We start from the raw sequence: 25,578 nt of genomic DNA, 5'->3' as shown, positions 1-25,578 counted from the left end.
ATTCGAAGCGTTGGCAGATTGAGGGGTTTTCTAGGCCGACTGCGCAATCCTTGGTTTAAAGGCGAAAGAAAGTTGGAAAGCTGAGGAGGCTTTCTCACGGCAGTAAATACAGACGAGCGCGGGTCGTGTGATCTAGCAAAGACATATATCCATAAATACATACAACCATAAGATTAAAGGCCCATAGCATAATAGTCCCAGGGTCGAATGGAGTGACAAAATCGGCCACGCTCACGATTTATTCGGGCGCGGTGACGAGAACGCATAAATTTTTCGCTTCCTAACCAGAAATTGTGCTGCAAGGATGCCGAGCATGGAGCTGGGCTGGGGGCAGCAACCACTCCGCAATGGCGTGTTTATCACCGCTTTGGCGGATAGACAGTTATTGCCTGGTCCCAGCCATGTTTGAAGATTGCATGGAGGTTACCTTGGCGCCGCTTCCCACCCAATTCACCGTTGACCGCAGCATCCCCGAGTCGGCCACAAACTTCTGGTCGATTCAGGCGGCCGTGACTGCCGCATCTGCGGGAACCACCATTACCGTCGCGAACGGTGTCTATAACGAGAACGTCACAATCTCGACCAGCGGCATCACGCTCAAGGCGGAAAGCGACCGTGGCGTGATCATCAACGGTTCTGCGACTCCCACTCCGCCTTCTTCTGATCTTGGTACGGTGGTTCTCACCAATGGTGTGAATGACGTAACGATCGGTGGCACCGGCCACGGGTTCATCATCAACGGGTATGACGGACCCAATCCGGGTATCGAAACCGCAGCGGTCTACCTGCAGGGCGATCATTCTAACCTGGTCATCCAGGACAACGAGATCGTTGCCAACGGCGATGCCGGTCTTCAGGGCGAATGGAGCGCCGTGCTGACGGGGCTGCTGATCGACGGAAACACATTCTCGGGCCAGACCTTCGTTGGCACCATTCCTGGTGGCGAGGGCTTCGGCGGTCAGTTCACCGATGCGAACGTGCCGCGTCAGCTGGTCGTTCTGGGGGGCAACGGACAGAATGCCTCGAACATCACATTCACCAATAACATTGTAAGTGGCACCGCGGGTGGCACAAACGCGAACGGCAACGCCCAAGGCAACTCTCTCGTCACAATTGACGCCGAGGATTCTCTGATCTCGGGCAACTCCTTCACCGGCTTCACCAATCGCTTCGGCGGGCAACTGCGTGTGCGTGAAGGCGGAGACACCGTTACTGGCAACGATTTCTCCAGCGATGCGGGCGGCAACGTCGGGCTGATTACCGATTTCAGCCCCGGCGAGGTGCCCGGCCCGATCAGCAACCTGTATGATTACGGCTCGGGCGACGACATGATCCTTGCCGTTGCTGGCAACGACACGGTCGACGGTGGTCTGGGCACCGACACGCTGCTCATGGCAAATGCCGGCACCGCCGGCAGCTTCGTGGACCTGATGACCGGCACCGCCTTCTCGACTGCGACCGGCATCGACAGCCTGCTGAACATCGAGAATGTTTCGGGCTCGGCCGGGGCGGATGGCCTGTTTGGCAATGTGGGCGCGAACACCTTCGTGGCGACCGCCGGCGCCGACGTGATCGACGGTCGCGGCGGCGTCGACACGTTCGACGCCTCGACCGCGACAGGCGCGATCACGGCAAACCTGTCCACAGGCGCCGTGACCGGCGCCTTCACCGCAAGCCTGACGTCGATCGAGAGCATCCGCACCGGCAACGGCAACGACACAGTGACCGGGTCCTCGGCCGACAACCTTATCGAAAGCGGCGGCGGCAACGACCGCATCATCGGCAGCGGCGGCAATGACACGATCCATGCGGGCGGCGGCACGGATGTCGTTGTCTTGTCCGGCAACCGCGGCGACTGGACCATCACCTGGAACGGCACCACGGCCACCGCAACCAACGGCACGGACAGCGTCACCATCACGGGCGCGGGGCGGCTGAGCTTTGCCGACAAGGACGTGATCCTCGTTTCCGCGTCGGGCGAGTTCACCTCGATCCAGGCGGGCGTGAATGCGGCCGATGGCGGAGACGAGGTGCTTGTTGCCGATGGAACCTATGCCGGTGACGTTACCGTCACTGACAAGGCCATCACCATCGCGGCTGCGGGCTCCGGTGTCACCGTTCAGGGCCAGATTTCGGTGTCCGACGCGATGGAGACCGGCGATGTGATGCGCTTCATCGGCCTGAACATCGACGCAACGGGCCGGTTCTACGGCGTGTTGGTTCAGTCCTCCGCCATCGACGGGCCGGGCGTCAATGCGGGCGCGGTCGAGATCATCGGCGGCTCGATCAGCAATGCCGGATCGCAGGGCCTGTTCTACTCTCACCCCTCCAACGGCTCGTCCCCCACGAACCTCAACACCATCGGCTCCTTTGTGTTCGACGGCGTGGTGTTCGAGAACAACGGGTTCTACTACACCGGCGCCCGCGGCCAGGGTCATGTGAACCTGTTCGGTTTCAATGGAAACCTCACCGTGAGGGATTCCACCTTCACCGGCCCTGCCACTGACCAGGGCGATGCGGCATTCCGGGGCGGCACCATCAGCACCTCGGGTGCCACCGTTAACCCGGACAAGGCCATCTCGGTCAGTGGTGTACGGACGGGTACGCCGGGCGTCGGCGGCTATATCGATGCCGGTGTGCTGATCATCGACAATGTCGATATCACCGGGTTCTACGGCTCGGATGTCGTGTCCTTCTACAACATCCAGTCCTTCGCTTCGAACAGCATCACCGGGCTCGACATCGACGCTTCGGCCCGCTGGACGCTGGTGAACTTCGATGGTGTCAGTGGTTTGGTCGACCTCTCCACCGGCGTGGACGGCACGAACAGCCTCAACGGGCAGATCTCGCAACTTCAGGGCCTTTCGGCGGACGACACCTTTACCGGCACGGACGGCAGCGATTTCCTGAACGGCCGTGGCGGAGCGGATGACCTGTCGGGTGGGGACGGCAATGACCTGTTCGGCTATTCCGCGGCCGCCGAATTCGCCACGGGCGAGCAGGTCGATGGGGGCGCAGGAACCGATACGCTGCTGTTCGGCTCTGCCGCGGCCGAGACGCTGGTCCTCTCGGTCGATGTTACCAGCATCGAGAATGTGACCCTTGCCACCGGCAGCACCGGCCTTGGTGTCGATGCCTCTGCGGTTGGAAACGCGCTGAGCATCATGGGCAACGCCGGGGCCAATACGATCATTGCCACCGACTTTGCAGATACGGTGAGCGCCGGCAACGGCAACGACACGGTGACGGGCGGCGAGGGCAACGACAGCATCGATGGCGGCGCGGGTACCGACACGGTGGTCGTGGCAGGAACGGCCACCTTCTCGGCCTCGGGCGGGGTCTGGACGGTGACCACTTCCGGCGATGGTGCCGACAGCCTGCAGAATGTCGAGATCGTGGACGACGGCGGTACGGGCAAGATCATCCTGGTGGGCCAAGGCGGCATCGCGACCATCCAGGAGGCGCTGCTTCTGGCCGGGGATGGCGATACCATCCTGATCGGTGAGGGCACCTACTCCGGAAAATTCACGATCACGCAGAACAACCTCACCATCAAGGGCATCGGCGATCCGGCGAACATCGTGATCGCAGGGTCGTTCGAGGCAGACAACGGCATCACGGGCTCGGTCAAGGAGTTCTTCGAGACCGCAACATCGTACAACAACAGCGCGGGCGCGGGCATCACCATCGCTGCCAGCGGCGTGTCGCTGCAGAACCTGACAATCGACTCCTTCTATGTGGGGGTCGAACTGGGCAACGGCATCTCCAACGTGACCCTGACGGATGTGGACATCACCGATACCGAAGTCGGCATCCGCAAGGGCACGGCGGCCACCGTCACGAACATCACCATCAACGGCGGCACGATCTCTGACAGCTACCAGGGCATCTCGTTCTTCAAGGCAGTTGGCGCGGCGGGCCGTGTCAATGGGCTGGTGATCGACGGCACCACCTTCGACGGTCTGGGCGAGAAGGGGATCTATCTGGAAACCGGGGACAATGTCTCGATCCTCGACATTGTCATGAACGATGTCGGGCAGTTCGGGCGAGGCCCCGCCTTCGGGAGCAGCGCTCAGGTCGGCGAGTTCGGTGCCGGCATCGACATCAACCTGAAATACGACAACGGTACGCCCTATTCGGGCATCATCATCGACGGGTTCACCTTCACCGATGTCGGCCTTTCGGCCGGGCCCGACACCGTGCTTCAGGACTTCGGCGCGGCCATCGCGATCAAGGCCCGCAACGACGCCAGCAGCTACAACACCAACCCGGCCTACTACACCGGTGCGCTGATCGTGCAAAATGGCAGCATCATCGGAACCTCTACCGCGATCCGCGTCGGTGAACCGGGCAAGACGATCGCCGGGCCGGCGGTCACCGTCACCAATGTCACGGTGGACGGTGCGACGGTTGGCGAGCTGGACAACGTGACCACTTCTATCGCGACCGTCGTCATGACCTCGGCCTCCGAGGTCTGGCACACGGTTTCGACGACAACCGGTCAGGTCCGGATCTCTGGTGGTGACGGAGCCGATACGATCTATGGCGGAGTGAACGGTGACACATTGATCGGCGGCACGGGCGACGACGTGCTGGTCGGTGGAACGGGCGCTGATGTGCTGAACGGCAACTCCGGCTTTGACACCGCCTCGTATGCCGCGTCGGATGCTGCAGTAAGCGTGGACCTGCAAGTTGGTGTTGCTTCCGGGGGGCATGCCACCGGTGACGTCCTGGCGCTGATCGAGTACCTGATCGGTTCGGACTACGGCGACACCCTTAACGGCAGTGTGGGTTCCAACATCCTGTTTGGCGGTGGCGGCAACGACGTGATGAATGGACGAGCCGGCAGCGATGTGCTGTGGGGAGGCGAAGGAAGCGACAACCTTGTCGGTGGCGATGGTGTAGACTTCCTGCGTGGTGGAGCCGGAGCTGACACGCTTACCGGCGGTGCGGCTGTCGACACTGCGGACTACACCGACTCGGACGCCGCTGTGACGGTGACAGCGGGGAACAGCACCGGGTCCGGCGGACACGCGCAAGGCGACACGTTGATCTCGATCGAGAACCTGCGCGGGGCCGATGGCTTTGGCGACATCCTGAATGGCAATGCTGGCGTCAACCGGATTGAAGGTTTGGGTGGCAATGACACGATCTTGGCCGGGGCCGGTTCAGATGTGGTCCTTGGCGGATTGGGTCAGGACGAGATCACGCTCGGAACCGGGGCAGATCGCGTCGCCTATGCCAGCAGCACCGAGGGCGGCGACACCGTCACGGACTTCAACGTGGCGGCCGATACCTTCCAGTTCGCGGCGGCGGGATTTGCCGGGTTGGTGGCCGGGTCGAGCCTTGGCGTGACCGGGCAGTTCGTTTCGAACGCGAGCGGTACGGCGGATGGGGCGATGGCCCAGGTCGTCTATGACAACGACGATGGTCTGCTGTTCTGGGATGCCGACGGTACCGGTTCTGGTTCGGCGGTGCTGATCGCCACGCTGTCCAACCTGGCGGGCCTGACGGCGGCTGATTTCCTGATCGTCTGAGGTTGGCCGAAAGACGGGAGGGCGCCGGGCCATGCTCGGCGCCCTGTCCTTTGCGACGGCGCGTTCCGGCGGTTCCATCCGGTCGGGCTCCGCGCTAGTCAAGGCGGCGGAGGTGCTCATGATCTTCACCGTGGCGATTGACGGGCCGGCGGCGGCTGGCAAGGGGACGATCTCGCGGGCCGTGGCCGCGCGGTTCGGGTTCCACCATCTGGATACGGGGCTGCTGTACCGGGCTGTCGGGGCGCTTGGGGGCGATCCGGTGGCGGCGGCGCGGGGGCTGACGGCGGCGGACCTGGCGCGGGACGACCTGCGCAGCCTGGCGGCGGGGCAGGCGGCGAGCCGGGTGGCGGCGATCCCCGAGGTGCGGGCGGCCCTGGTGGAGTTCCAGCGGCGCTTTGCCCGGCGGGAGGGCGGGGCGGTGCTGGATGGCCGGGACATCGGCACGGTGATCTGCCCGGAGGCCGAGGTGAAGCTTTATGTGACGGCCTCGCCCGAGGTGCGGGCCCGTCGGCGCTGGCTGGAGGTGGGGGGCGATGAGGCGCGGGTGCTGGCCGAGGTCCGCGAACGGGACGCCCGCGACATGGGTCGGGCCGAGGCCCCGCTACGGCCGGCGGCGGAGGCCGTGGTGCTGGACACCTCGGTCCTGACGGCGGAGGAGGCGGTGGCGGAGGCTACCCGGCTGGTGGCCGCACGGCTGGCCGGGGGCTGAGGGGCGTCCGAGCTCGGACGCCTTTTCGACATAAGCGATTTCAATGGGTTACGGTCGCGAGTTAACTTGGACTTAAGAATTGCCCGAGGTCGGCTGCCTTCCGCCCTTCGCCACCGCGAGGGACGCGAGCCCCGTGAGAAACACCTCCAGCCCGGAATGGAACATCCTGTCTGACGCGGTCTGGCGGTAGGCTTCGGCCGCTTGTGACAGCAGCGGGAACTGGGCCGCGTCTATGGTTTCCAGGTCCGGGGGATGCGCAGCTTCGGCCTGTTCTTCGAGGACAAAGCCCACGACATAGCGCGCGAGCGTGACCAGCGCGCCAAGCGCATCTTCGGGCGGGAAGCCGGCCTCGGTCAGGATGGCGAGTTGCGCCTCGGCGATTGGCAGGTCCACGGGCTGAGCATGGGCGCCGGCATGAACGCGCGCCCCATCCCTGACCCCGAGCAGACAGGCCCGAAAGCCGATGGCATGCGCCCGCAGGAAATCCTCCCAGGACTCGCCCGGCAAAGGCGGGCGACGATGCGCCGAACGAGCCATGAGTTCCGCATTCATGGCGTCCAGAAGGGCGCGCTTGTCGCGGAAATGCCAGTAGAGCGCCGGCTGCTGAACCCCGAGCCGCTGAGCCAGCTTGCGCGTGCTGAGGTCATCGAGTCCGACCTCGTCCAGCAGGGCAAGGGCCTCTTTCACGGCATGGGTCCTATCGATCTTCATCTACGCCTCGTGATGGACAGGTCTTGACTTATCGTCGATAAGGGCATTTATCAACGATAAATTTGGAGAAAGACCATGAACGTCCATGCTGCTGCCCATTCCCCTGATTCCTCGACCTTTGCTGAGGTCGGGCCGCTGTCGATCCATGTCGAGACCTTTGGCGACCGCAGTCGCCCGGCGGTTCTGCTGGTGATGGGAAACAGTGCCCCCGGTCTGGTCTGGCCCGACAGCTTTTGCCAGGGGCTTGCAGAGCGGGGCGTCTTTGTCGTGCGTTTCGACCAGCGCGACACCGGGTTGTCGAGCCATATCGACTTTGAGGCGGCGCCCTACACGCTTGGGGATCTGGCGGTGGATGCCATCGGTGTGCTGGACGCACTGGACCTGCGCATGGCGCATGTGGTCGGGCTGTCGCAGGGCGGGAGCCTGGCCTGCCTGATTGCCCTGACCGCTCCGGAGCGCGTCGCATCCTTGACGCTTCTGATGTCGTCGCTGCGCCTTGGGCCAAAGAACGCGGCCTTCGCCGGTGCGGCGGCCATGCCGGGCGACTTGCCCCGGCCGGCTGCGGACTATGTGGCCAAGGTCATCGCGCTGAATTCCGAGGCGCCGCGTGATGAGGCCGAGACGGCGCGGCAGTTCGTGGAAAACTTCCGGCTGGCCAAGGGGCCGGATTCGCCCTTTGACGAAGGGTTCTGGGCTGATCTGGGGGCGCGCGTGGCCGCGTTGGCATTGCGTCGCGCCGATGGTTTGACAGCGCGCATGGCCAACAACAGCAACCATCGCCGGGCGCAGATGGCAACGCCGGATATTCCGGAGGCCGCGCTGGCGCGGATCGGCGTGCCCGTGCTGGTGATCCACGGCGGCGGCGATCCGATCTTCCCGCCAGGCCACGCCGAATGGACGGCGCAGCACTTGCCGGGTGCGGTGTTGCAGGTCTTGCCCGAGATGGGTCATGCGCTGGACCCGGCCTTCTTTGACGAGATCATCGAACAGTTGGCAGGGTTTTTCGACGTGGCGTGACGCAGCGCACGGGCCGCAAACCGTTACGCGGGCCAGCTGGAGGAGGTCCCGGCCCGGTTGGCAGTTTCGGTCGGGGGCAGCGGGTGCCCCGATTGACTTGCCCTCGTCCGCCCCATACCCCTGCGGCCTGTGCTGCGAGGGTTTCATGTCCGGTCCCGCCCGATTTCGTGACGGTCTTCTGGCCGCGCTGCCCATTGCCTTGGGCTATTTCCCGATTGCCTTTTCCTTTGGCGTGGCGGCAACACGGGCGGGGTTGTCGGGGATCGAGGCGGTGGCGCTTTCGGTGCTGATCTATGCCGGCGCCTCGCAGTTCCTGGCCATCGCGCTGATCACCGGTGGGGCGCCGGTGCTGGTGTCGGCGGCGACGTTGGTGGCGATGAACCTGCGGCATCTGTTGTACGGCCCGGCCCTGATGCGGGCGGCGGGCGAGGGGGCCCCGGCGCGGTGGGTGCCGGTCTGGGGCTTTGGGCTGACGGATGAGGTGTTCGGCGCGGCGCTTGGGTTACTGGCGCGGCGACCGAAGGGGTGGTCGGAGCGGTTCATCGCGGGGCTGGGGCTGGTGGCCTATGCCGCCTGGGTTTCGGGCACGGCGGTGGGCGCCTGGGCGGGCGGCGGGGCGCTGGAGGAGTGGCCGGTGCTGGATGCGGCGCTCGGCTTCATGCTGCCCGCGCTGTTTCTGGCTCTGTTGTTGTCGATCCTGTCGCGGGTGCAGGTGCCGGTCATCGCCGTGGCGGCGATGGCCACGGTGGCGGTGACGCTGGCCTCGTCTGGCACGGCGGGGATTCTGGCCGGGATGCTGGCCGGGGCGGTGGCGGGCGTGGCAGGACTGGGGGAGCGGCGGGCATGATCTCTTGGTCGGTTCTGGTGCTGGCGCTGATCGTGGGCGGGGCGAACTGGGCGTTCCGGGTGCTGCCGATCCTTCTGAACCGGTCGCGCGGGTTGCCGGGCGGCGCGATGGGGCGGTTCCTGTCGGCCACGGGGCCGGCGGCGATTGGCACGCTGTTCGTGGCCTCTGTCCTGCCGATGATGCAGGTGGGGCCCTGGGTGCCGCTGCTGGCCGGTGTGGCGGCGGTGTGCGGCGTGTTCTGGGCCAGCCGGTCGGTGGTGCTGGCCACGCTGGCCGGGTCGGCCGCCTATGGGCTGGCTGTGGCAATCGGTCTGGGCTGAGGCGGTGTTCACGCTTGCACCCTGCGCGCATCGGCGCATCATGGGCGAAGGAGGACAGCGCCATGATCGAGATCAGCCCTGAAAAGGTCGTCCACGTCATCTTCGAATCGCGCGAGGGGCGGATGGGCGAGGCCGAGCTTGTGGCCTTCATCGAGGCGCTGAACGAGGACGAGAAGGCGCATCTGACGGCGATTGCCTGGGTGGGCCGCGGGGCCTTTGAGGCCGAGGAATACGAGGAAGCGCTGGAGACAGCCTACAACCAGGCCAATGTGCCGACGGCCGAGTACCTGATGGGGATGCCGCATCTGGCGGAGAACCTGGAGGCTGGGCTGGAGGCGATGGGCGTGGATGTGACGGGCGCGGAAGAGGATTTCCTATAGCCTCTGGCGCGGCGGCCCTTGTGCCTTTGGCCAGGTGCCCCATGTATTCCTTGATTGGAATGTGAGGCGGCCATGAGCGAGAGCATGAAACTGACCTGCCCGGTCTGCGGCCAGATGAACCGGGTGCCCGAGGCGCGTCTGGCGCAGGGGCCGAAGTGCGGCAGCTGCGGCGAGGCGCTGGTGGATGGCCGCGTGGCCGAGCTGGATGCGGGCGCGCATGACAAGGCCACGCGCGGCGACGAGTTGCCGCTGCTGGTGGATTACTGGGCGCCCTGGTGCGGGCCCTGCCGGATGATGGCGCCCGAGTTCGCCAAGGCGGCTCAGGCGCTGAAGGGCCGGGCGCGGCTGATGAAGCTGAACACCGAGGATTTTCCCGCGATCTCTCAACGGGCGGGGATCCGGGGGATTCCGGCGCTGATCCTGTACCGGCGCGGGCGCGAGGTGGCGCGGCTGGCCGGTGCGCGGCCGGCGGCGGAGATTGTGGCCTTTGTCCAGGGGCACATGGGGCCCAAGGTCTGAACCCTGCCGTGCGGGCTTTGCGCGCGGGCGGGCTTGGCCTAGTCTTTCCGGGCGTGCGCCGCCGGAGGGTGTGACCTGAGACGAATCCATTGGGATCGCCTGTCCCTGGCGGGGCAGTTCGCGCTGGCGGGTGGCGTGGTGATGCTGCTGGCCACCGTTCTGGTGGGCTATTGGGTCTGGGCGCGCATCGAGGAGACGGTGGTGCGCAACACCGCCAATGCGACCGCGCTGTACATGGAAAGCTCGGTCGCGCCCCTGACGCAGGATCTGTCCACGCAGGAGCGGCTGTCGCAGGAGTCGCGCGCCGAGATCGCGCGGCTTCTGTCCGAGACGGCGCTTGGCCGGCGGGTGGTGTCGTTCAAGATCTGGCGGCCGGGGGGATTGCTGGTCGATGCCTCGAACGAGGAGATCGTGGGGCAGAGCTTCCCGGTGACGGAAAATCTGCGGCTGGCCTGGCAGGGCGAGGTGCGGGCGGATTTCGAAGATACCGTGGATGTGGAGGACCGGGCAGAGGCGGCGCTTGGCGTGCCTTTGCTGGAGATCTATTCGCCGATCCACGAGACGGGAACGGGCCGGGTGATCGCCGTGGCCGAGTTCTACGAGATCGCCACGCAGCTGGAGCAGGATTTGCGCCGGGCGCGGACGATGAGCTGGCTGGCGGTGGCGGCGGTGATGGCGGCGATCTTCGGGTCGTTGTTCGTGATCGTGCTGAAGGGCAGCCGCACGATCGACCGGCAGATCCTGGCGCTGCAGGACCTGTCGGCGCGCAATGTCTCGCTGCGGCTAAGGATCCAGAGCGCGGCAGGGCGGGCGACGCAGATGGGCGACCTGACGCTCCGGCGGATCGGGGCGGATCTGCATGACGGGCCGGCGCAGCTGATGGGCTTTGCAGCGCTGCGGCTGGACGCCTTGCGCAAGCGGCTGACCACGGAGGAGGCGCGGGCCGAACTGGATGCGGTGGAGAAGGCGGTGAAGGATGCCATCGTGGAGATCCGCACCATTGCGCGGGGGGTGTCGCTGCCCGACATCGGGCGGCGGAGCGTGGAAGAGATCGTGCGCGACCTGGCCGAGGCGCATGGCGGGCGCACCGGTCAGCCTGTGGCCGTATCCGTGGACTGGGACGGGTCTGCCGAAGTGTCGGAGCCGGTGAAGATCTGTCTTTACCGTGTGGTGCAGGAAGGCCTGACCAACGGCTGGCGGCATGGCGGGGGCAGGGGCCAGGAGGTCCGGCTGTTGCTGAAGGACTGGGTGATCCGGGTGGCCGTGCTGGACCGCGGGCCGGGCTTTGCCGAACTGCCGCCGGCGCGGGGCGAGGATGACGACGACATGGGCCTTGCCGGGCTGGCCGACCGGGTGGAGAGTCTGGGTGGCCGGCTGGAGCTGGAGAACCGCACCGACGGGCCGGGGGCCGCGCTGGTGGTGACGCTTGATCTGGGAGGGCTGTGATGATCCGCGTGCTGGTGGCCGACGACCATCCGATCTACCGCGACGGGCTGGCCCGCACCCTGGCCGATGCGGGCGAGATCGAGGTGGTGGGCACGGCGGGCGACGGCGAGGACGCGGTGCGACAGGTTCAGGCACTTCGGCCGGACCTGGTGCTGCTGGACATCTCGATGCCCAAGGGCGGCGGCATGGGTGCGCTGGAGTGGATCATGGCCATGGAGGCGCCGCCGCGCGTGGCGATGATCACAGCGTCCGAGGAAGAGGGCGACCTGATGCAGGCGCTGAAGGGCGGCGCCGTCGGCTATGTGCTGAAGGGCATCGGCGCGGATGACCTGGTGGCGGTGGTGCGTGACCTGGCGGCCGGGCGCACCTATGTGTCGCCGGGGCTGGCCGGGCGGGTGCTGACGGCGCTGCGCGCGCGTCCCGCCGCCGCGCCGGTCGATCCGCTGTCGGTCCTGTCGAAGCGCGAAGAGGACATCCTGTCGCTGGTGGCCCAGGGCAAGAGCAACAAGGAAGTCGGGCGTCTCCTGGACCTGCAGGAGAAAACGGTGAAGCACTACATGACCTCGATCCTGCAGAAACTGCACCTGCGCAACCGGGTCGAGGCGGCGCTTCTGATGCGCGAGCACCGCAAGGTCTGACGCTTCAGGTCTGACGGTTTTGGTCCGAGTTGGGGCCGGACCTTGGACCGAGCCGGCGGCCAGGATCGCCGGACCTGCGACAGTGGGGCCGGGCAGAGCGGGGCGGTAACCTGACCTCACCTGAAACAAGAGGAGGTTACCATGAAGTCCATTGTCCTGACCGCACTGATCGCCACATTCGGCCTGAGCGCCGCGCCGAGCTTTGCTGCGGTGTCGGACGGCCCCGCCTTTTCCCTTGGCATCCATGCCGGTGACATGGTGGAAAAGCGCCGCAAGCCGCGCGTTAAGGGAGGCTCGGGCTGCGACGACGCCGGTGACGCGGCCGAGCATCCCGCCTGCCGCTGAGGCTGATCGGGGCGGGTCGCCTGTGGCGCCCGCCCACCTTTCCTGCAGCCGGGCGGGTTGCCTCACGCACTTGGGGCGGCTTGACAATCCCTGAGTGATCCGCCAAACGACCGGCCACTGGTTGCGGGGCAGTAGCTCAGTCGGGAGAGCGTATCGTTCGCAATGATAAGGTCAGGGGTTCGATCCCCCTCTGCTCCACCAGTAGTCTCAACAAGTAGCTGAAAACACGTAACTCTTTGTGTATTCAGTGAACTCAGCCTCAGTCTTGGTCACAAAACTGGTATACATGAGGCGTGAGGTCCTTGATGGAGACTCATCATCTTCAACTCCGTGGGAACACTTGGCATTACTTCCGTCGAGTACCCAAACACCTGGTTCCGATCATCGGTCGAGCGTTCTTCAAGCAGAGTCTCAGGACTTCTGACCTGAAGGAAGCCAGGACATTGCGGAACAAATTGAACGTGGCCATCGACGAGAGGTTGGCGGCGGCAGAACACTCAGCGGAAAAATCCGTTCCTGCCGGTCGACGGACGGCAAGTCTTTCCCACCTCACGGAGCATCTTGTCGCGCACGTCGAGGCAGCCGACAAGCGGCGCAAGACTTGGCTCGAAGCCAACATGCCTAGCAGCCCCGAGGAACGAGAGCACCTTCGCTCGGACGCCCAATTCGAGCTTCAATCGCTCCGGCGAGTTAACGACCCGAACGGCGAACAATGGGTCGACAGCCTCACGGACAAGGTGCGCGCCCAGGCCGGTGCCGAGTGGGACGACGAGCTAGTGGCGCTCAAGTTCGCTGAGATCGTACGGCGCGGCCTGATCGAGCTCGGAAGCAGGAAGCTGGACGGGTACGACCTTCGCTTCGACCGGGCCTTCCATGATCCTCTGTTCGATCCTGGCAAAGCGAAGGCTGTCGAATTTGGAGAACTGGCGCAAACCTTCGTGGCGGAGACCCTGAAAGACCATTCGGTGAACGGCCACCGGCAGAAGAGCTCGGATCGGATCAAGGCTGCCGCTGCCTACATTTGCGAGGTCATCGGTGAACACACCGCATTGGACGCCATCGATGACGATGCTGTTCGACGAGCGCGCGAAGTGATCGCATCAACTCCCAGCAACCGGGCCAAGGTCTATCCTGGGCTTCCGCTGGCGCAGCAGATTGAGCGTGCAGCAAGGGATGGGAAGCCGCTCCTGTCGGCGAACACGCAAGGCTTCTATCTCGACACGTTCCGCGCGATCATGAAACTGGCGGTGCGGAAGCGTCTCATCAGCTTCAACCCGGCCGAGGACGTTCGACCCATCAAGCGCGAAAAGGTCGCCCCTGAGGAAAGGCGGCTGCCTTGGACGCCCGAGCAGCTCAAGGGCTTCTTCAGCGGCGCCTTCTACAAGTCCTGTGCGCCTGGAGCGGCCAAGCCCTACCAGAAGGCTGACCGACCCTGGCGGTTCTGGCTGCCACTTCTGATGCTGTTCTCGGGCGCGAGGCCGGGAGAGATCCTCCAGTTGAAGGTGTCCGATGTTCGACGGACTGAGAATGGCACGTGGTACCTCGACCTCTTGAATGAAGACGAGGCGATGTCGCTCAAGACCGACACAAGCAAACGGCGCATCCCAATCCACCCGGAGTTGATTCGGATGGGCTTCCTGCAGTTTCTGCGGGAGCGCAGTGCCACATCGGAATCGACGGCCTCCTGGCTGTTCGACGGCATCAAGCCTGACAAATATGGAAGCCGCACTGACCGTCCGAGCAAGGCGTTCAACAGGACCTTCATCCCCGCTGAGATTGAGCTGGGACAGCGGCAAGCGCTGTATAGCCTGCGCCACAACGTCAGGGATGCGCTAAGGCGTCTCAAGGCCCCCCCGAGGCCCTTCGACACATAGCGGGGTGGAGCGACGGTCGGAATGTCAGCGAGACCTATGGCGATCCTGGGAACCCGGACCTGATGTTTGAATGGGTACGCGGGATTTCCTATCCTGGCCTCGACCTGGGGTTCCTCCATACCGCTTGAGGGTGAGCGATAGCCTTGTGGACGGCTTCGTAGGCTTTCTCACATACCGCTCGCTGCCGGCTCGGGCTATCGGCTGCGCTTCGGCGCCACCAAAGAACTGAATATCTAGGGCATCAAAGATGAAGTCGTTCTTTCTGAACCAGTCTAGCGCAAAAGAAGAGATGAAAGCTATCCTTGCTGGTGGCTACAAGTCACCCATTGTTGGAAGCGGAAAGGTCTCCACCACACATATCAAGGCTTATAGTGCCGAGAAGTGTGCAGTTCACCGCACCTATGAAAAGCTGAATCCTAGGGAACGAGCATTATTCGATCTTGTCAGCTCACTTGTGAAATCTGAGCCGTTCCATGCTTCCGGGCGGACCTGGGCTGCCCGGTCACAGGCATTCTATGCAGACAAGCTGGGTGTCTGCACAGATCAGGTCAGGCGAATAGCCAAGAGCATCCCTCTGCGAAGCATGACGCTGCTGTTGGAGGGAAAGAGGTGCGTTTTGCTTAGAGTTGCTGAGCCGGGTGACTTGGTGGACGAGGATTTCGCCAGGATCATGGCATCAGTGTGGATGAAGAAGAAGGGCAAACGCCCCGATGCAAAGGAATATGGATGCCTTGTTCACATGGCGAGGGAGGCCCCGGTCGGTTGGGCCCCAGACATCTTCTCCACGGTCTTGGAGAACTGGAGCGAGTTCTGCGCTGGGATGAAGCTGGCGATATTCATGGCTGCAAACTCCGAAGGTGATCACTTCGACCCGGACCCAGCCCACTTCAATGAGAAGTTCTTGCCCAGTCCTCACATTCCGACGATCAGGCGGTTCTGGCACGTGGCCATGGAGTACCACTTGATGCGCATGCAGGACGAGGGGTTGGAAGCCTGGGGAGTGTGATGGCGCCGTGTCGTAATCTTTGCTTCTATTGTATAGTATTGAGTTGATTACCATGATGACCAGCTTCACACAAAGAAAACGATATGGTAAACAACGTTCTTCCCTTAGCTTGCGCTTGCGGGAAGAGCGCGAGCACAGGCGGGAAGGTCAGTAGCGGGGAACACTTCAAAGGATCACCTTGATTTCTGGATGGCGAAGGAAGGAGAACTGAAGCTGTAACTTGAGCTTCACTGATATCGCGGAAGCAGCAAGATGTGTTGATCTCTGCTGATACTTGGGAGTGGTAGGCATTGAAGGAAGAGACATATGGGTAGGTCTTTCTATGTCTCCCACGGTGCCGATTCGTTTCGAAAGGCACTTCCCGCGACAAGACCGGTATTCGCTTTATTGGCGAAAACCATTAAGCTAGCCCGTTAGTGGATGTTCTCTATAAGCCCTGCTGCCGGGTGGCAACGCAGGCAGCTCGCAGGCCTTAGGCGGCGGTGGCCACACACCTTCGAAGAGGCCCGCGAAAAGCCGCCTTTCCTCTTCCCTGTGCGCCGCTCCTGAATACGTTATCCGAGGGCAAAACGGTCCTGCTCCCCAGCTCAAGGAGGAGCGCATGATCAGAGTTTTCCCTCTCGACCGCTTCAGCGACAAACTGGAACGTGAGATTCTGACGATGGGGGTGTACCCCCGTCTTACCCCTATTCCCGCAACGCCCTGGCAAGCGATGAGCTTGCTTCAAAAGGCGATCCGGCGCGGCAAAACCGAACTCGCCCTGCGCGCCAGCGCCAATCTGCTCGCGACCTCACCGGATCGGTTCTGGCGCCGGGCCGGAATCATCGCCTTCGAGGATGTCGGGGTCGCCGATCTTCCCACTCTCGGAATGGTTGCGGCGGCGTTGAGGGGCAAGCGGTTCCGCCAGTCCCTGGGAGGGGAGTGGACGGTCGCCGCCGCGATTGTGGTGCGAATGGCGGCGGCACCGAAGAACCGTGCGGCAGATGATCTGCTCTGCCTGCTCGACAGCTGGCCGGGCCTCGCGGAGAACCGGCTTCGGCTTGCGAGGCTTCCCGTGTCACGGCTGCGGTTGGTTGCCCTCACGGCAGAGCAGCTGCCGCTCCGCGCTCTGGCGCTGCGGATGATCATCGGGGATCGCGACCTTGCTCCTGCGCGCCTGGGCAGTGCCGACCTTGGCTTCGACCTGCTCGACGAAGTGGGTGTGGCCCCCACAACCCTTGCCATCGCGGAGGAAGGCTACCGCCGCACGGGTCAATTGCTCGCGCCCTTGGTGGCCCTGCTCAGTCTAGAAAACGGCCTTCGGGAACAGACCGAGGATGATCCACTCCCGGAGGAAAGCGCCATTGCCGATCTGCCCGGCTGGGCCTTGGACATGTTTACCCGTGAAGGACGGGCAGCCCTCGCAAAGCTGCTTCAGACCGATGCAGGCATCAGCGCCTGGGCCAGGCAATCCCTCCCGGTCGCTGGCCGGGTCGAAGTCCTCGCCCAGGCCCTGTTCCGGGTCGAGAGCGGCCTTTGCCTGAACCGGCGCGACGGCGCGCGCGGCAAGGAGTTGCGGCGGATCATGGAGCGGGAGTGCTTCGGGTTGCCTCCGGGCCAGGCCGACAACGCACTTACCCTCATGCGCGCCGCCATCCCGGATTTGAATGCGATCCGCGCCCAGGTCATGGGGGGCAAGCACCATGCGTGATCTGGTTCTAACCTCGGATAATCCCCTCTTATCACGGGTCAACCACGGCACTCTGGAAGAACGAGCGGAAGAACAATTTGCAGTTAATTGCACAAACGATTTGTTCCTTCCGGGTGTTCGGGATGCCCTGTCCGAAGAAGCGACCGACCTGCTCCGGCATAGCCTCGCCCGGGCTACGGAACGTGCCCTTCGAGGCGATCTTGCCCACTTCCAAGCCTGGGGCGGGTCGCTGCCGGCAGTCCCCGCCACCGTCTGCGCCTACATCGGCGATCACGCGGGGCAACATGCAGTGGCGACCATCCAGCGCCGGGTGGCCTCGATCTCCAAGGCACACGAAATGGCGGGCCTGCCGAACCCCTGCCGAGCCGAGATCGTGAAGTGCGTATTCCACGGGAGTTGGGCAGCTGTTCCACGCGAAGCTGGGCGCGTGTTCCACGGCATCGTGGGCATCGATTCCACGGACGCTCGGGCAGTTTTGCCGACAGCGTGATGGAGTCAGTGTTGAGCGGTGGGGTCAAGGATTTTCATCAGTGCTTTTTTGCGTCGCATGCTTTCACCGGAGAGAGGTAGGCGATGTGCGTTGTGTACGAGGCGATCAAGGATGGCGTCGGCAAGGGTTGGGTCACCAACGGCCTCATGCCAGTGCTCGACGGGGAGTTGGCTGGTCACGATGGTGGATCCACGTCCGTGTCTGTCTTCGAGGATTTCGAGGAGATCCCGCCGTTCAGACATTGTCAGAACTGATAGTCCCCAATCGTCGAGTATCAGCAGCTTGGTCTTTGCAAGTGTCTTGAGGAGGTTGGCGTGGCGGCCATCACCACGGGCAATGCTCAAGGTTTCGAACAGGCGCGGTACGCGGTGATAAGCAGCTATATGGCCGTCTCGGCAAGCTTTGTGGGCTAGAGCGCAAGCTATCCAACTTTTCCCCAATCCCGTCGGCCCCGTGATCAAGAGATTTTCGTGACGCATGATCCAACTGCCATCGATGAGGTGCGCCATCAGCGCCCGATCAATTCCGCGCGGGGTGCGCATGTCCAAATCTTCGACGCTGGCAGACTGGCGCAATGCCGCAAAGCGCAGCCGTGTCGCCATACGCTTGGTGTCGCGCTCCGTCGTTTCGCGGTCGACAAGCAAACCAAGGCGATCCTCGAAGCCTAGAGCATCGAATGTGGCCTCTGCACGGCGTTGCTCATCGAGTGCATTGGCCATCCCTGTCAGGCCGAGGGCGATTAGCCGTTCTGTCGTTGGGTGTTTCAGCAAGTTTTGGTTTCCTTCTAGTGATAGTAGCTCTGGCCACGGATGTTGGCGTGCTGCAGCGGCGCCTCTTCAGCGTTTTCGTCGAGGAAGGCTTGGTCTAGGCGGGCTTTGAGGATGGATTTGATGGAAGCCACAGATCGGGCGCGGATGCTCAAGCCCCGTCGGCAGGCCGCATCGATGCGTGCGGGCTCATAGCTCTTTGCCAAGGCCAAGATACCCAGACAGGTTCTGAAGCCCTGCTCAGGGTGGGGGCGGTCGGTCATGATGGTTTCGCAAAACGACGCCACGGACGGCCCAAGTTTTTCCGCCTGAGCGAGGATCCTCGCGGGCGTCCAGTCAGCATGCCGCCGATGGGCTGATGGCATATGTTCCGCGAGTGTCACATGGCTACGTCGACCCAGGCAGCGCGGATGGCTGGCAACGCGCACACCCTTATGGAAGACCTCCACCACATCGCCACAAACTCTGATATCGACTTCCTGGCGGATCAGACCAAAGGGCACAGAATACCAAGAACTATTCACCTCAACATGGTAATCGGGCGCAACACGAGCCTTCTTCCAAAGCGCAAATTCGTAGGGCTCAGATGGTAGAGGCTGGAGGTTGGGTCGATCCAGGGTCGCAAAAAGATCAGCTCGACTGGCGCTGTAGCCGCGCATGACACGCGTGTTGAGCCGATCAACCAACAGTTTTATCGCAGCATTGAGATCGCGCAGGCAGAAGAAGCGGCGATTGCGCAAGCAAGCCAGTACCCAGCGCTGTGCAACCTGCACTGCAACTTCAACTTTGGCTTTGTCTCGGGGCTTGTAGGGACGTGCAGGTAATACAGCCGTCCCATAGTGCGCGGCCATTTCCGCATAGGTCCGGTTCAATCCTGGATCGTAGCGATCTGCCTTCAGAACAGCCGACTTCAGATTGTCCGGTACAACAGCACGCGGCGCTCCGCCAAGGAAGGCGAACATTCGGACATGGGCAAGGATCCAGTCTTCAAGGCCTTCGGACCCGACAGCCTCGGCATAGGTGTAGTTGGACGCACCCAACGTGGCGACAAAGAGTTTCATCGCACGGGCCTCGCCCGTTACCGGGTCGATTACATCAATCGTGTCGCCCGCAAAGTCGACAAAGACTTTCTCACCACCAACATGCGTCTGCCGCATCGTCGGGCGGACACGACCCTTCCAAGCGTCGTAATGTTCACAGAACCAAGCATATCCAAAGCCATGAGGGTAGGCTTGCCGATACTCCTCCCAGAGCAAGGCGCGGGTGACCCCAGGGCGGCGCAACTCTCGGTCAATCTCAACCCAATCTGGAACCGGACGCTCCGGGTCGCTGACCGCAGGCGGCGCAGGAAAAAGTAGCAACTCAAGGTCATCGTCAGAAAGCCCGTCGGGCAAAGGCCAACTCAAGCCTGCTGCACGCGCACGACTTAAGTACGAACCTACAGTGCCCTTTCCCAACCCAAGCGACGCAGAAATCTGCCGCTCACTTAGCTTCTGCCCCAGTCGGAGCCTCAAAACATCGCGTATCCGTCGCATCGACAATCGTCCCGTTGGCATCTCGGCTCTCCCCTTCAAACACAGGGACACCGTAGCTTCAGATTGTCGGTCAAAACTGCCCACCTTCGCGTGGAACACATGCCCACAATGCCGTGGAACAGCCGCCCACGATCACGTGGAAACACTGCCCATCATCCCGTGGAATGACTGCCCACGATCACGTGGAACACGCACGTGAAGGCCACATTGCGCGGCCTGCGCCGCAAGCACGGCACCGCACAACGACAGGCCAAACCGCTGATGCGCGATGACCTGCTGCTGGTGCTGGACAGCCTGGGGGAAACCCTGCGCGACCATCGCGACCGGGCGCTGTTGCTCCTGGGCTTCGCCGGGGGCTTCCGCCGCTCCGAACTTGTGGCGCTGGAACGGGCCGACATCGAAACCGCCCGCCAAGGGCTGATCGTGACCATCCGGCGCAGCAAGACCGATCAAGAGGCGGCGGGGCGACGCATCGGCATCCCGCACGGACGCACCCGCCATTGCCCCGTTACGGCAGTCGAGGCGTGGCTTGCAGCCTCTGGCATCGACACCGGCTCCCTGTTCCGCCCGATCACCCGGCACGGCCATGTCGCTACGAACCCGCTTACCGGGGACGCCGTGTCGGTCCTGCTGCGGGAACGGCTGGCAGCGGCAGGGATCGACCCCGAAGGCTACTCCGGCAACAGCCTGCGGGCAGGCTTTGCCACCAGCGCGGCACAGGCAGGGGTCTCCACCTTGAAAATCCGCGCCCAGACCGGCCATGCCTCAGACGCCATGCTGGCGCGCTACGTCCGCGAGGGTGAACTGTTCACTGGCAATGCGGTGGGGGCACTGTTGTAGGGAAGGGCGGGAAGCGGCCGTTCGCAGTTTCGTCCTTGTGTCGCAGGTATCCAATGAAGCGGTCGTTCACTTCAGGCCGGTAGCGGATGTACCATTGGCCGCGTTTTCAGTACCTCCAGGCTCTCGAGCAAGGCCTCACGCGGCAGGTCGCGGCCGATGATGACGACGCGGCTCTTGCGGTCGGTGCCATTCCAGCGGGCAAGGCGAATGGGTGGGTCGATGATGTGCTGCACGCCGTGGATCACGAAGGGCGTGTCGAAGCCGTCTGCCCAGATCACAGCCTTCACGCGCAAGATGTCAGGGCCGCGGGCGGCGATCAGGGTTTCCAGCCAGATGTCCAGCATGATCGGATGGATCGGGTCATCGAAGACCATCGAGACCGAGGAGATTCGGTCGTCGTGATGCGCGGCGGGGATGATGGCAGAAATCAGGCTGGGGGTCGGGGTGGGAGCCATTCCGAAAAGGCCATAGGTCGGACCCGCGCCAGCCAAAGACGCGCCGGGCTTAGTCAGAACCGGCAGCGGCAAGGAAGACAGCGCATAGGCGGGCGTGTTGACCCATGCCTCGGCCTCGGGCAATGCGCCGCCCATGTCGGGCGCGCCGTGGCCGAAGAGTTCGTTGATGGGGACCGCGCCCTGACTTGCCGTGACGATCTTTGCTCCCGGCGCCAAAGCCGCTAGCCGGGCGCGGAACTTCGCCGCTTGTGTGGGTGTGACCAGGTCGGTCTTCGACAGCACCAGCACATCGGCCATCGCGACTTGCTGGACGCTTTCAAACCCACGGTCCAGCGTTACGGGGCCGTTCACGGCATCACAGACGGTGACCACGCCATCCATCCGCAGGGCCGCACCAAGACCGGGCGTCACGATCAGCGTGTGCAGGATCGGCGCGGGATCGGCGAGGCCTGTCGTCTCGATCACGATGCGGTCAAAGTCCAGCTTGCCTGCGCTGCGCTTTTCGAACAGCCCCTCCAGCGCCTGCACCAGATCACCGCGCACCGTGCAGCACATGCAGCCTGACGATAGCAGCACCGTTTCCTCGGTCGTCTCGACGATCAGGTCGTGGTCGAGGCCCACATCGCCGAACTCGTTCACCACCACCGCGATCCGGCCCGCCGACGCATCGCGCAGGAGCGCGTTCAGCAGCGTGGTCTTGCCCGCAGCCAGATAGCCGGTGATGAGCGTCAGGGGGATACGTTTCGGCATAGAGCGGTCATCCGACTTGCGCAATGTTATACTGTAACGTATATCTGCCGACGATCTGTCGAAAGCAATCCCCATGAACATCACCTTCGCCCCCCGCCTTTCGGTTCTTGACGTGGAAGAGGGCCAGACCCTAGCCCCGCGTGTTCCGATGGACGGGCTTATGCCCTGCGTCGCGAGCGATGCGGGTGATGGCACGGTGCTGATGATCGGCTGGATGAACGCCGAGGCCCTGCGCCTGACCATCGCAACGGGAGAGGCGCATCACTTCAGCCGCACCCGTCAAGCGGTCTGGCACAAGGGCGCGACCTCGGGCCTTGTGCAGCGCGTGGTCGAGATACGGATCGACGACGATCAGGATGCGCTGTGGCTGGCGGTCGAGGTGGCAGAGTCAGGCGCGTCCTGCCATGTGGGCTATCGGTCCTGCTTCTACCGCGCGGTGCCGTTCGGGGATCGGGCAGGTGCGCCGCTGCGGTTCGTCGAAGCGGCCAAGCGGTTCGATCCGGTCGCCGTCTATGGCGATGCGCCCAACCCGACGGTGCTGTGATGGGGCAGAGCGCAGACCATCTGACCCCCAATCAGGTGCAGGTGCTGAACCATCTGCGCGCGGCCAACGCGCCGATGACCGCCTATCAACTTCTGGGCCGGATGCAGACGGATCGCGGCGCGGTGGCGCCGCCCACTGTGTACCGGGCACTGAAGGGGCTGGAGGAGGCGGGCCTGATCCGCCGGATCGAAACCCTGCGCGCCTGGGCTCCGGTTGCGGCCATCCGCCCCGGCGTGGTGGTGATCTGCGACGATTGCGGGACGGTGCGTGGTGTCGAAGCTCCCGGCCTGTTGGAAAGCCTGCATCAGCGCCTGGCCGCCGAGGGTTTTGCCGAGGCCCGCCAGACCATCGAGGTGCATGGCCGCTGCGGTGACTGCGCGGAGGACCGGGCATGAAGCGCGATCTTCTTCTTTCCGGGGCCGTGGCTCGGCTGGCGCTTGCCCTTGGCCTCTCAGGGCTTCTGTGGCTGGGCCTTTGGCTGGTGGCGGGCTGAGCCATGGCCTTGCGTGTGCGCGACCTGACCCTTGGCTATGACCGCCATCCCGCGGTGCATCACCTTGACCTTGAACTGGCGGGGGGCAGCCTGACCGCGATTGTCGGACCGAACGGCGCGGGCAAGTCCACCCTTCTGAAAGGCGTAATGGGCGAGTTGCCGCCGCTCGAGGGCAAGATCGAGCGCGGGGCGGCGCGCGTGGCCTATCTGCCGCAACTCTCCGAAGTGGACCGCAGTTTTCCCCTGTCGGTACAGGCTTTCGTCGCCATGGGGCTTTGGCATCGCACGGGGGCCTTTGGCGGGCTGTCGCGCGCCGATCTTGCCCGGGTGGGTGAGGCGCTGGCCGCCGTCGGCCTGACCGGATTTGAGCGCCGCCCGATCTCGGCCCTGTCGGGCGGGCAGGTGCAGCGGGTGATGTTCGCACGGCTGTTGCTGCAGGACGCGGACCTGATCCTTCTGGACGAACCCTTCACAGCGCTCGACGCCAAGACCGCCGCCGATCTTCTGGCAGTCGTGCAGCGCTGGCATGGCGAGGGCCGGACGGTTCTGGCGGTGCTGCACGATATCGAGGCCGTGCGCCGTCATTTCCCCGAAACTCTGCTGCTGGCACGCGAAAAGGTGGCGCATGGGCCGACGGACACCGTCCTGACCGCCGAGAACCTGTTCCGCGCGCGGCAGATGTCCGAGGCCTTCGACGACGACGCAAACGTCTGCGTCCGGCCCGCTGAGCGGGGGGCGGCATGAGCTGGCTGATCGAGCCCTTCGCCGACTTCGCCTTCATGCAGCGCGCGCTTCTGGGGTGTCTGGCGATCTCGCTGGGGGCGACACCGGTGGGGGTGTTCCTGCTGTTGCGGCGGATGAGCCTGACGGGCGATGCCATGGCCCATGCGATCCTGCCCGGCGCGGCGGTGGGCTATCTGGTGGCCGGGCTGAACCTCGGGGCGATGACGATCGGTGGGGTGGCCGCCGGTCTGGTCGTCGCGGTGCTGACCGGGGCTGTCGCGCGCTTCACGTCGCTGCGCGAGGATGCCTCGCTGGCCGCCTTCTACCTGATCTCGCTGGCCCTGGGCGTGCTACTCGTCTCGCTCAAGGGCTCGAACGTGGACCTGATGCACGTCCTTTTCGGCACGGTGCTGGCACTCGACGATGCCGCGCTGAGGCTGCTCTGCGCGATCACCACGGTGACACTCGTTTCTCTGGCGCTGGTTTATCGCCCGCTGGTTCTGGAATGCGCTGATCCGCGGTTCTTGCGGTCGGTGAGCCTATGGAGCGGGCCGGTGCATTTCCTGTTCCTGGGCCTTGTGGTGCTGAACCTCGTCGCGGGGTTTCAGGCGCTTGGCACGCTGATGGCGGTGGGGATCATGATCCTGCCCGCCGCCACCGCCCGGTTCTGGGCAACCTCCATCGGCGGGATGCTGGCAGTGGCCGCATTGGTTGCGGCGGTCTCCTCTGTCGCGGGGCTCCTGGCGTCATACCACGCAGGGCTGCCCTCTGGCCCCGCGATCATCCTCTCCGCCGGAACCCTCTACCTCCTCTCCCTCGTGTTCGGCCCCGCGGGCAGCCTTGCCGCCCGTTTCTGGCCGCGCGCCCATCTTGAAGCCTGAAAGGTTATCCCCATGCTGACCCGCCGTCTCCTCCTCGCCTCTGCCGCCGCCATCGCCTTCGCAGCACCCGCGTTTGCGCAGGACAAGCTGAACGTGATCGCCACCTTCTCGATCCTCGGCGACATCGTGCAGAATGTCGGCGGCGATCGGGTGGAGGTGACAACGCTCGTCGGCCCGGATGGCGACGCCCATGTGTTCCAGCCCGCACCTGCCGATGCCCAGGCCGTCGCGGGCGCGGATGTGATCGTCGCCAATGGCCTTGGGTTCGAAGGCTGGATGGACCGACTGGTCGAAGCCTCGGGCACCAAGGCCACTATCATCACCGCCTCGGAAGGCGTGACGCCCCGCGCCTTTGAGGAAGAAGGGCATGACCATGCGGAAGGCGAGGACCACGACCACGCCGAGGAAGAGGCCGGCCACGATCACGACCACGGCGGCCAGGACCCGCACGCCTGGCAAAGCGTGGCGAACGTCGAGATTTACGTCGGCAACATCGAACGCGGTCTGACCGCCGCTGATCCGGAAGGGGCCGAGACCTACAAAGCCAACGCCGCCGCCTATATGGCAGAGCTGCAGGCGGTGGATGCCGAGATCAAGGCCGCCATCGCCGCGCTGCCGGAGGATCGCCGCACCATCGTCACCTCGCACGACGCCTTCGGCTATTTCGGCGACGCCTATGGGATGACCTTCAAGGCGCCGCAGGGGATTTCGACGGAGTCCGAAGCCTCGGCGGCGGATGTGGCCGCGCTGATCACCCAGATCCGCGATGAGAAGATCCCGGCGGTCTTCATGGAGAACATCTCGGACCCCCGGCTTCTGGACCAGATCGCTGCCGAGACGGGGGCCAAGGTTGGCGGCACGCTCTATTCCGACGCGCTGTCGGGTCCTGAAGGCCCCGCCGGGACCTATCTGACCATGATGCGCTACAACATCGGCCAGCTGACGGCGGCCCTCGGGCAGTGACGCTGGATGTCGCCATCGTCGGGGGCAGCTTTGCGGCCCCTGTCATGGCCGGTCAGGGGTTTCCGAAATGGCGCTGCGCGTCCAGGACGGAGGCGGAT

At 64.1% G+C, this 25,578-nt stretch carries 24 protein-coding genes, 1 tRNA gene and 1 pseudogene; 22 read left to right on the top strand and 4 right to left on the bottom strand.

Annotated features, from left to right (window positions below):
• Nucleotides 1-428 precede the first annotated feature (428 nt).
• Nucleotides 429-5,537: a beta strand repeat-containing protein gene (locus tag JO391_RS21530; protein ID WP_259444686.1), complete on the top strand. Its 5,109-nt coding sequence runs from the start codon at nucleotides 429-431 to the stop codon at nucleotides 5,535-5,537.
• Nucleotides 5,538-5,655: 118 nt separating this feature from the next.
• The gene (locus JO391_RS12375; protein WP_220660795.1) at nucleotides 5,656-6,246 is read left to right on the top strand and encodes a (d)CMP kinase; all 591 of its coding nucleotides are present in this window, start codon (nucleotides 5,656-5,658) and stop codon (nucleotides 6,244-6,246) included.
• Between the two features lie 72 nt (nucleotides 6,247-6,318).
• Here JO391_RS12375 and JO391_RS12370 read toward each other — a convergent pair whose 3' ends face one another.
• Nucleotides 6,319-6,957 (bottom strand): TetR/AcrR family transcriptional regulator C-terminal domain-containing protein, encoded by a 639-nt coding sequence (locus JO391_RS12370; RefSeq protein ID WP_220660794.1) that lies wholly within the window; start codon nucleotides 6,955-6,957, stop codon nucleotides 6,319-6,321.
• A 75-nt stretch (nucleotides 6,958-7,032) separates the two neighbouring features.
• On the opposite strand from JO391_RS12370, the gene JO391_RS12365 reads away from it, so the two are divergent.
• From JO391_RS12365 to JO391_RS12305, 14 genes and pseudogenes are all read left to right on the top strand, one after another.
• Entirely contained in the window at nucleotides 7,033-7,974 is a 942-nt protein-coding gene (locus JO391_RS12365; protein WP_220660793.1) for an alpha/beta fold hydrolase, read from the top strand.
• Nucleotides 7,975-8,119: 145 nt separating this feature from the next.
• Nucleotides 8,120-8,821 (top strand): AzlC family ABC transporter permease, encoded by a 702-nt coding sequence (locus tag JO391_RS12360; protein ID WP_220660792.1) that lies wholly within the window; start codon nucleotides 8,120-8,122, stop codon nucleotides 8,819-8,821.
• On the top strand, nucleotides 8,818-9,141 hold the full coding sequence (locus JO391_RS12355; protein WP_220660791.1) for an AzlD domain-containing protein: 324 nt from the start codon (nucleotides 8,818-8,820) through the stop codon (nucleotides 9,139-9,141). Before JO391_RS12360 ends, JO391_RS12355 begins: the two co-directional genes overlap by 4 nt.
• A 62-nt stretch (nucleotides 9,142-9,203) precedes the next feature.
• Nucleotides 9,204-9,521 (top strand): DUF3775 domain-containing protein, encoded by a 318-nt coding sequence (locus JO391_RS12350; protein ID WP_220660790.1) that lies wholly within the window; start codon nucleotides 9,204-9,206, stop codon nucleotides 9,519-9,521.
• Nucleotides 9,522-9,593: 72 nt separating this feature from the next.
• On the top strand, nucleotides 9,594-10,040 hold the full coding sequence (trxC, locus tag JO391_RS12345) for a thioredoxin TrxC (protein WP_220660789.1): 447 nt from the start codon (nucleotides 9,594-9,596) through the stop codon (nucleotides 10,038-10,040).
• Between the two features lie 141 nt (nucleotides 10,041-10,181).
• Complete coding sequence (locus tag JO391_RS12340) at nucleotides 10,182-11,486, top strand: sensor histidine kinase (protein WP_220660788.1); 1,305 nt, start codon at nucleotides 10,182-10,184, stop codon at nucleotides 11,484-11,486.
• A complete protein-coding gene (locus JO391_RS12335) occupies nucleotides 11,486-12,124 on the top strand; it encodes a response regulator (protein ID WP_220660787.1) in 639 nt (212 codons plus the stop codon). Before JO391_RS12340 ends, JO391_RS12335 begins: the two co-directional genes overlap by 1 nt.
• Before the next feature lie 141 nt (nucleotides 12,125-12,265).
• Nucleotides 12,266-12,469, top strand: a complete 204-nt coding sequence (locus tag JO391_RS12330; protein ID WP_220660786.1) for a hypothetical protein — start codon at nucleotides 12,266-12,268, stop codon at nucleotides 12,467-12,469.
• Between the two features lie 125 nt (nucleotides 12,470-12,594).
• A tRNA-Ala gene (locus JO391_RS12325) sits at nucleotides 12,595-12,670 on the top strand.
• A 104-nt stretch (nucleotides 12,671-12,774) separates the two neighbouring features.
• A pseudogene (locus JO391_RS21795) lies at nucleotides 12,775-12,903 on the top strand (DUF6538 domain-containing protein); the annotation flags it as partial.
• A gap of 27 nt (nucleotides 12,904-12,930) precedes the next feature.
• Nucleotides 12,931-14,343: a site-specific integrase gene (locus JO391_RS12320; protein WP_220660785.1), complete on the top strand. Its 1,413-nt coding sequence runs from the start codon at nucleotides 12,931-12,933 to the stop codon at nucleotides 14,341-14,343.
• A 247-nt stretch (nucleotides 14,344-14,590) separates the two neighbouring features.
• Entirely contained in the window at nucleotides 14,591-15,349 is a 759-nt protein-coding gene (locus JO391_RS12315) for a hypothetical protein (RefSeq protein ID WP_220660784.1), read from the top strand.
• 601 nt (nucleotides 15,350-15,950) lie between these two features.
• On the top strand, nucleotides 15,951-17,039 hold the full coding sequence (locus tag JO391_RS12310; protein ID WP_220660783.1) for a hypothetical protein: 1,089 nt from the start codon (nucleotides 15,951-15,953) through the stop codon (nucleotides 17,037-17,039).
• Complete coding sequence (locus JO391_RS12305) at nucleotides 17,032-17,529, top strand: hypothetical protein (RefSeq protein WP_220660782.1); 498 nt, start codon at nucleotides 17,032-17,034, stop codon at nucleotides 17,527-17,529. The genes JO391_RS12310 and JO391_RS12305 overlap by 8 nt, the downstream gene beginning before the upstream one ends.
• 5 nt (nucleotides 17,530-17,534) lie before the next feature.
• Here the strand turns inward: JO391_RS12305 and istB are convergent, their stop codons facing one another.
• On the bottom strand, nucleotides 17,535-18,299 hold the full coding sequence (gene istB, locus JO391_RS12300) for an IS21-like element helper ATPase IstB (protein ID WP_220660781.1): 765 nt from the start codon (nucleotides 18,297-18,299) through the stop codon (nucleotides 17,535-17,537).
• A gap of 14 nt (nucleotides 18,300-18,313) precedes the next feature.
• Nucleotides 18,314-19,852 carry an IS21 family transposase gene (istA, locus tag JO391_RS12295; RefSeq protein ID WP_220660780.1) on the bottom strand — a complete coding sequence of 513 codons (1,539 nt, stop codon included), beginning with the start codon at nucleotides 19,850-19,852 and terminating at the stop codon, nucleotides 18,314-18,316.
• Between the two features lie 174 nt (nucleotides 19,853-20,026).
• Between istA and JO391_RS12290 the strand changes: the two genes are divergently transcribed.
• The gene (locus JO391_RS12290; protein WP_259444685.1) at nucleotides 20,027-20,671 is read left to right on the top strand and encodes a site-specific integrase; all 645 of its coding nucleotides are present in this window, start codon (nucleotides 20,027-20,029) and stop codon (nucleotides 20,669-20,671) included.
• 71 nt (nucleotides 20,672-20,742) lie between these two features.
• Here the strand turns inward: JO391_RS12290 and JO391_RS12285 are convergent, their stop codons facing one another.
• The gene (locus tag JO391_RS12285; RefSeq protein ID WP_220660779.1) at nucleotides 20,743-21,876 is read right to left on the bottom strand and encodes a CobW family GTP-binding protein; all 1,134 of its coding nucleotides are present in this window, start codon (nucleotides 21,874-21,876) and stop codon (nucleotides 20,743-20,745) included.
• A 73-nt stretch (nucleotides 21,877-21,949) separates the two neighbouring features.
• Here JO391_RS12285 and hisI point away from each other — a divergent pair, with 73 nt between their 5' ends.
• From hisI to JO391_RS12260, 5 genes are all read left to right on the top strand, one after another.
• Nucleotides 21,950-22,420, top strand: coding sequence for a phosphoribosyl-AMP cyclohydrolase (gene hisI, locus JO391_RS12280; RefSeq protein WP_220660778.1), 471 nt, complete (start codon nucleotides 21,950-21,952; stop codon nucleotides 22,418-22,420).
• Nucleotides 22,420-22,815, top strand: coding sequence for a Fur family transcriptional regulator (locus JO391_RS12275; RefSeq protein WP_220660777.1), 396 nt, complete (start codon nucleotides 22,420-22,422; stop codon nucleotides 22,813-22,815). Before hisI ends, JO391_RS12275 begins: the two co-directional genes overlap by 1 nt.
• 101 nt (nucleotides 22,816-22,916) lie before the next feature.
• Nucleotides 22,917-23,657 (top strand): zinc ABC transporter ATP-binding protein AztA, encoded by a 741-nt coding sequence (aztA, locus tag JO391_RS12270; protein ID WP_220660776.1) that lies wholly within the window; start codon nucleotides 22,917-22,919, stop codon nucleotides 23,655-23,657.
• Nucleotides 23,654-24,517 (top strand): metal ABC transporter permease, encoded by an 864-nt coding sequence (locus JO391_RS12265; protein ID WP_220660775.1) that lies wholly within the window; start codon nucleotides 23,654-23,656, stop codon nucleotides 24,515-24,517. The genes aztA and JO391_RS12265 overlap by 4 nt, the downstream gene beginning before the upstream one ends.
• A gap of 12 nt (nucleotides 24,518-24,529) precedes the next feature.
• Nucleotides 24,530-25,480, top strand: coding sequence for a metal ABC transporter substrate-binding protein (locus JO391_RS12260; RefSeq protein WP_220660774.1), 951 nt, complete (start codon nucleotides 24,530-24,532; stop codon nucleotides 25,478-25,480).
• Nucleotides 25,481-25,578 lie beyond the last annotated feature (98 nt).

Origin of the sequence: Neotabrizicola shimadae (assembly GCF_019623905.1) — a bacterium.
GTDB lineage: Bacteria > Pseudomonadota > Alphaproteobacteria > Rhodobacterales > Rhodobacteraceae > Neotabrizicola > Neotabrizicola shimadae.
The sequence above is the reverse complement of the archived record's forward strand: the minus strand, read 5'-3'. Positions and strand labels throughout refer to the sequence as shown.

Bases quoted from the DNA above. Each gene is read 5' to 3' on its own strand.
- JO391_RS12375 (WP_220660795.1), top strand. From the start codon at position 5,656: ATGATCTTCACCGTGGCGATTGACGGGCCGGCGGCGGCTGGCAAGGGG.
- JO391_RS12370 (WP_220660794.1), bottom strand. From the start codon at position 6,957: ATGAAGATCGATAGGACCCATGCCGTGAAAGAGGCCCTTGCCCTGCTG.
- JO391_RS12365 (WP_220660793.1), top strand. From the start codon at position 7,033: ATGAACGTCCATGCTGCTGCCCATTCCCCTGATTCCTCGACCTTTGCT.
- JO391_RS12360 (WP_220660792.1), top strand. From the start codon at position 8,120: ATGTCCGGTCCCGCCCGATTTCGTGACGGTCTTCTGGCCGCGCTGCCC.
- JO391_RS12355 (WP_220660791.1), top strand. From the start codon at position 8,818: ATGATCTCTTGGTCGGTTCTGGTGCTGGCGCTGATCGTGGGCGGGGCG.
- JO391_RS12350 (WP_220660790.1), top strand. From the start codon at position 9,204: ATGATCGAGATCAGCCCTGAAAAGGTCGTCCACGTCATCTTCGAATCG.
- trxC (WP_220660789.1), top strand. From the start codon at position 9,594: ATGAGCGAGAGCATGAAACTGACCTGCCCGGTCTGCGGCCAGATGAAC.
- JO391_RS12340 (WP_220660788.1), top strand. From the start codon at position 10,182: ATGCTGCTGGCCACCGTTCTGGTGGGCTATTGGGTCTGGGCGCGCATC.
- JO391_RS12335 (WP_220660787.1), top strand. From the start codon at position 11,486: ATGATCCGCGTGCTGGTGGCCGACGACCATCCGATCTACCGCGACGGG.
- JO391_RS12330 (WP_220660786.1), top strand. From the start codon at position 12,266: ATGAAGTCCATTGTCCTGACCGCACTGATCGCCACATTCGGCCTGAGC.
- JO391_RS12315 (WP_220660784.1), top strand. From the start codon at position 14,591: ATGAAGTCGTTCTTTCTGAACCAGTCTAGCGCAAAAGAAGAGATGAAA.
- JO391_RS12310 (WP_220660783.1), top strand. From the start codon at position 15,951: ATGATCAGAGTTTTCCCTCTCGACCGCTTCAGCGACAAACTGGAACGT.
- JO391_RS12305 (WP_220660782.1), top strand. From the start codon at position 17,032: ATGCGTGATCTGGTTCTAACCTCGGATAATCCCCTCTTATCACGGGTC.
- istA (WP_220660780.1), bottom strand. From the start codon at position 19,852: ATGCCAACGGGACGATTGTCGATGCGACGGATACGCGATGTTTTGAGG.
- JO391_RS12285 (WP_220660779.1), bottom strand. From the start codon at position 21,876: ATGCCGAAACGTATCCCCCTGACGCTCATCACCGGCTATCTGGCTGCG.
- hisI (WP_220660778.1), top strand. From the start codon at position 21,950: ATGAACATCACCTTCGCCCCCCGCCTTTCGGTTCTTGACGTGGAAGAG.
- JO391_RS12275 (WP_220660777.1), top strand. From the start codon at position 22,420: ATGGGGCAGAGCGCAGACCATCTGACCCCCAATCAGGTGCAGGTGCTG.
- aztA (WP_220660776.1), top strand. From the start codon at position 22,917: ATGGCCTTGCGTGTGCGCGACCTGACCCTTGGCTATGACCGCCATCCC.
- JO391_RS12265 (WP_220660775.1), top strand. From the start codon at position 23,654: ATGAGCTGGCTGATCGAGCCCTTCGCCGACTTCGCCTTCATGCAGCGC.
- JO391_RS12260 (WP_220660774.1), top strand. From the start codon at position 24,530: ATGCTGACCCGCCGTCTCCTCCTCGCCTCTGCCGCCGCCATCGCCTTC.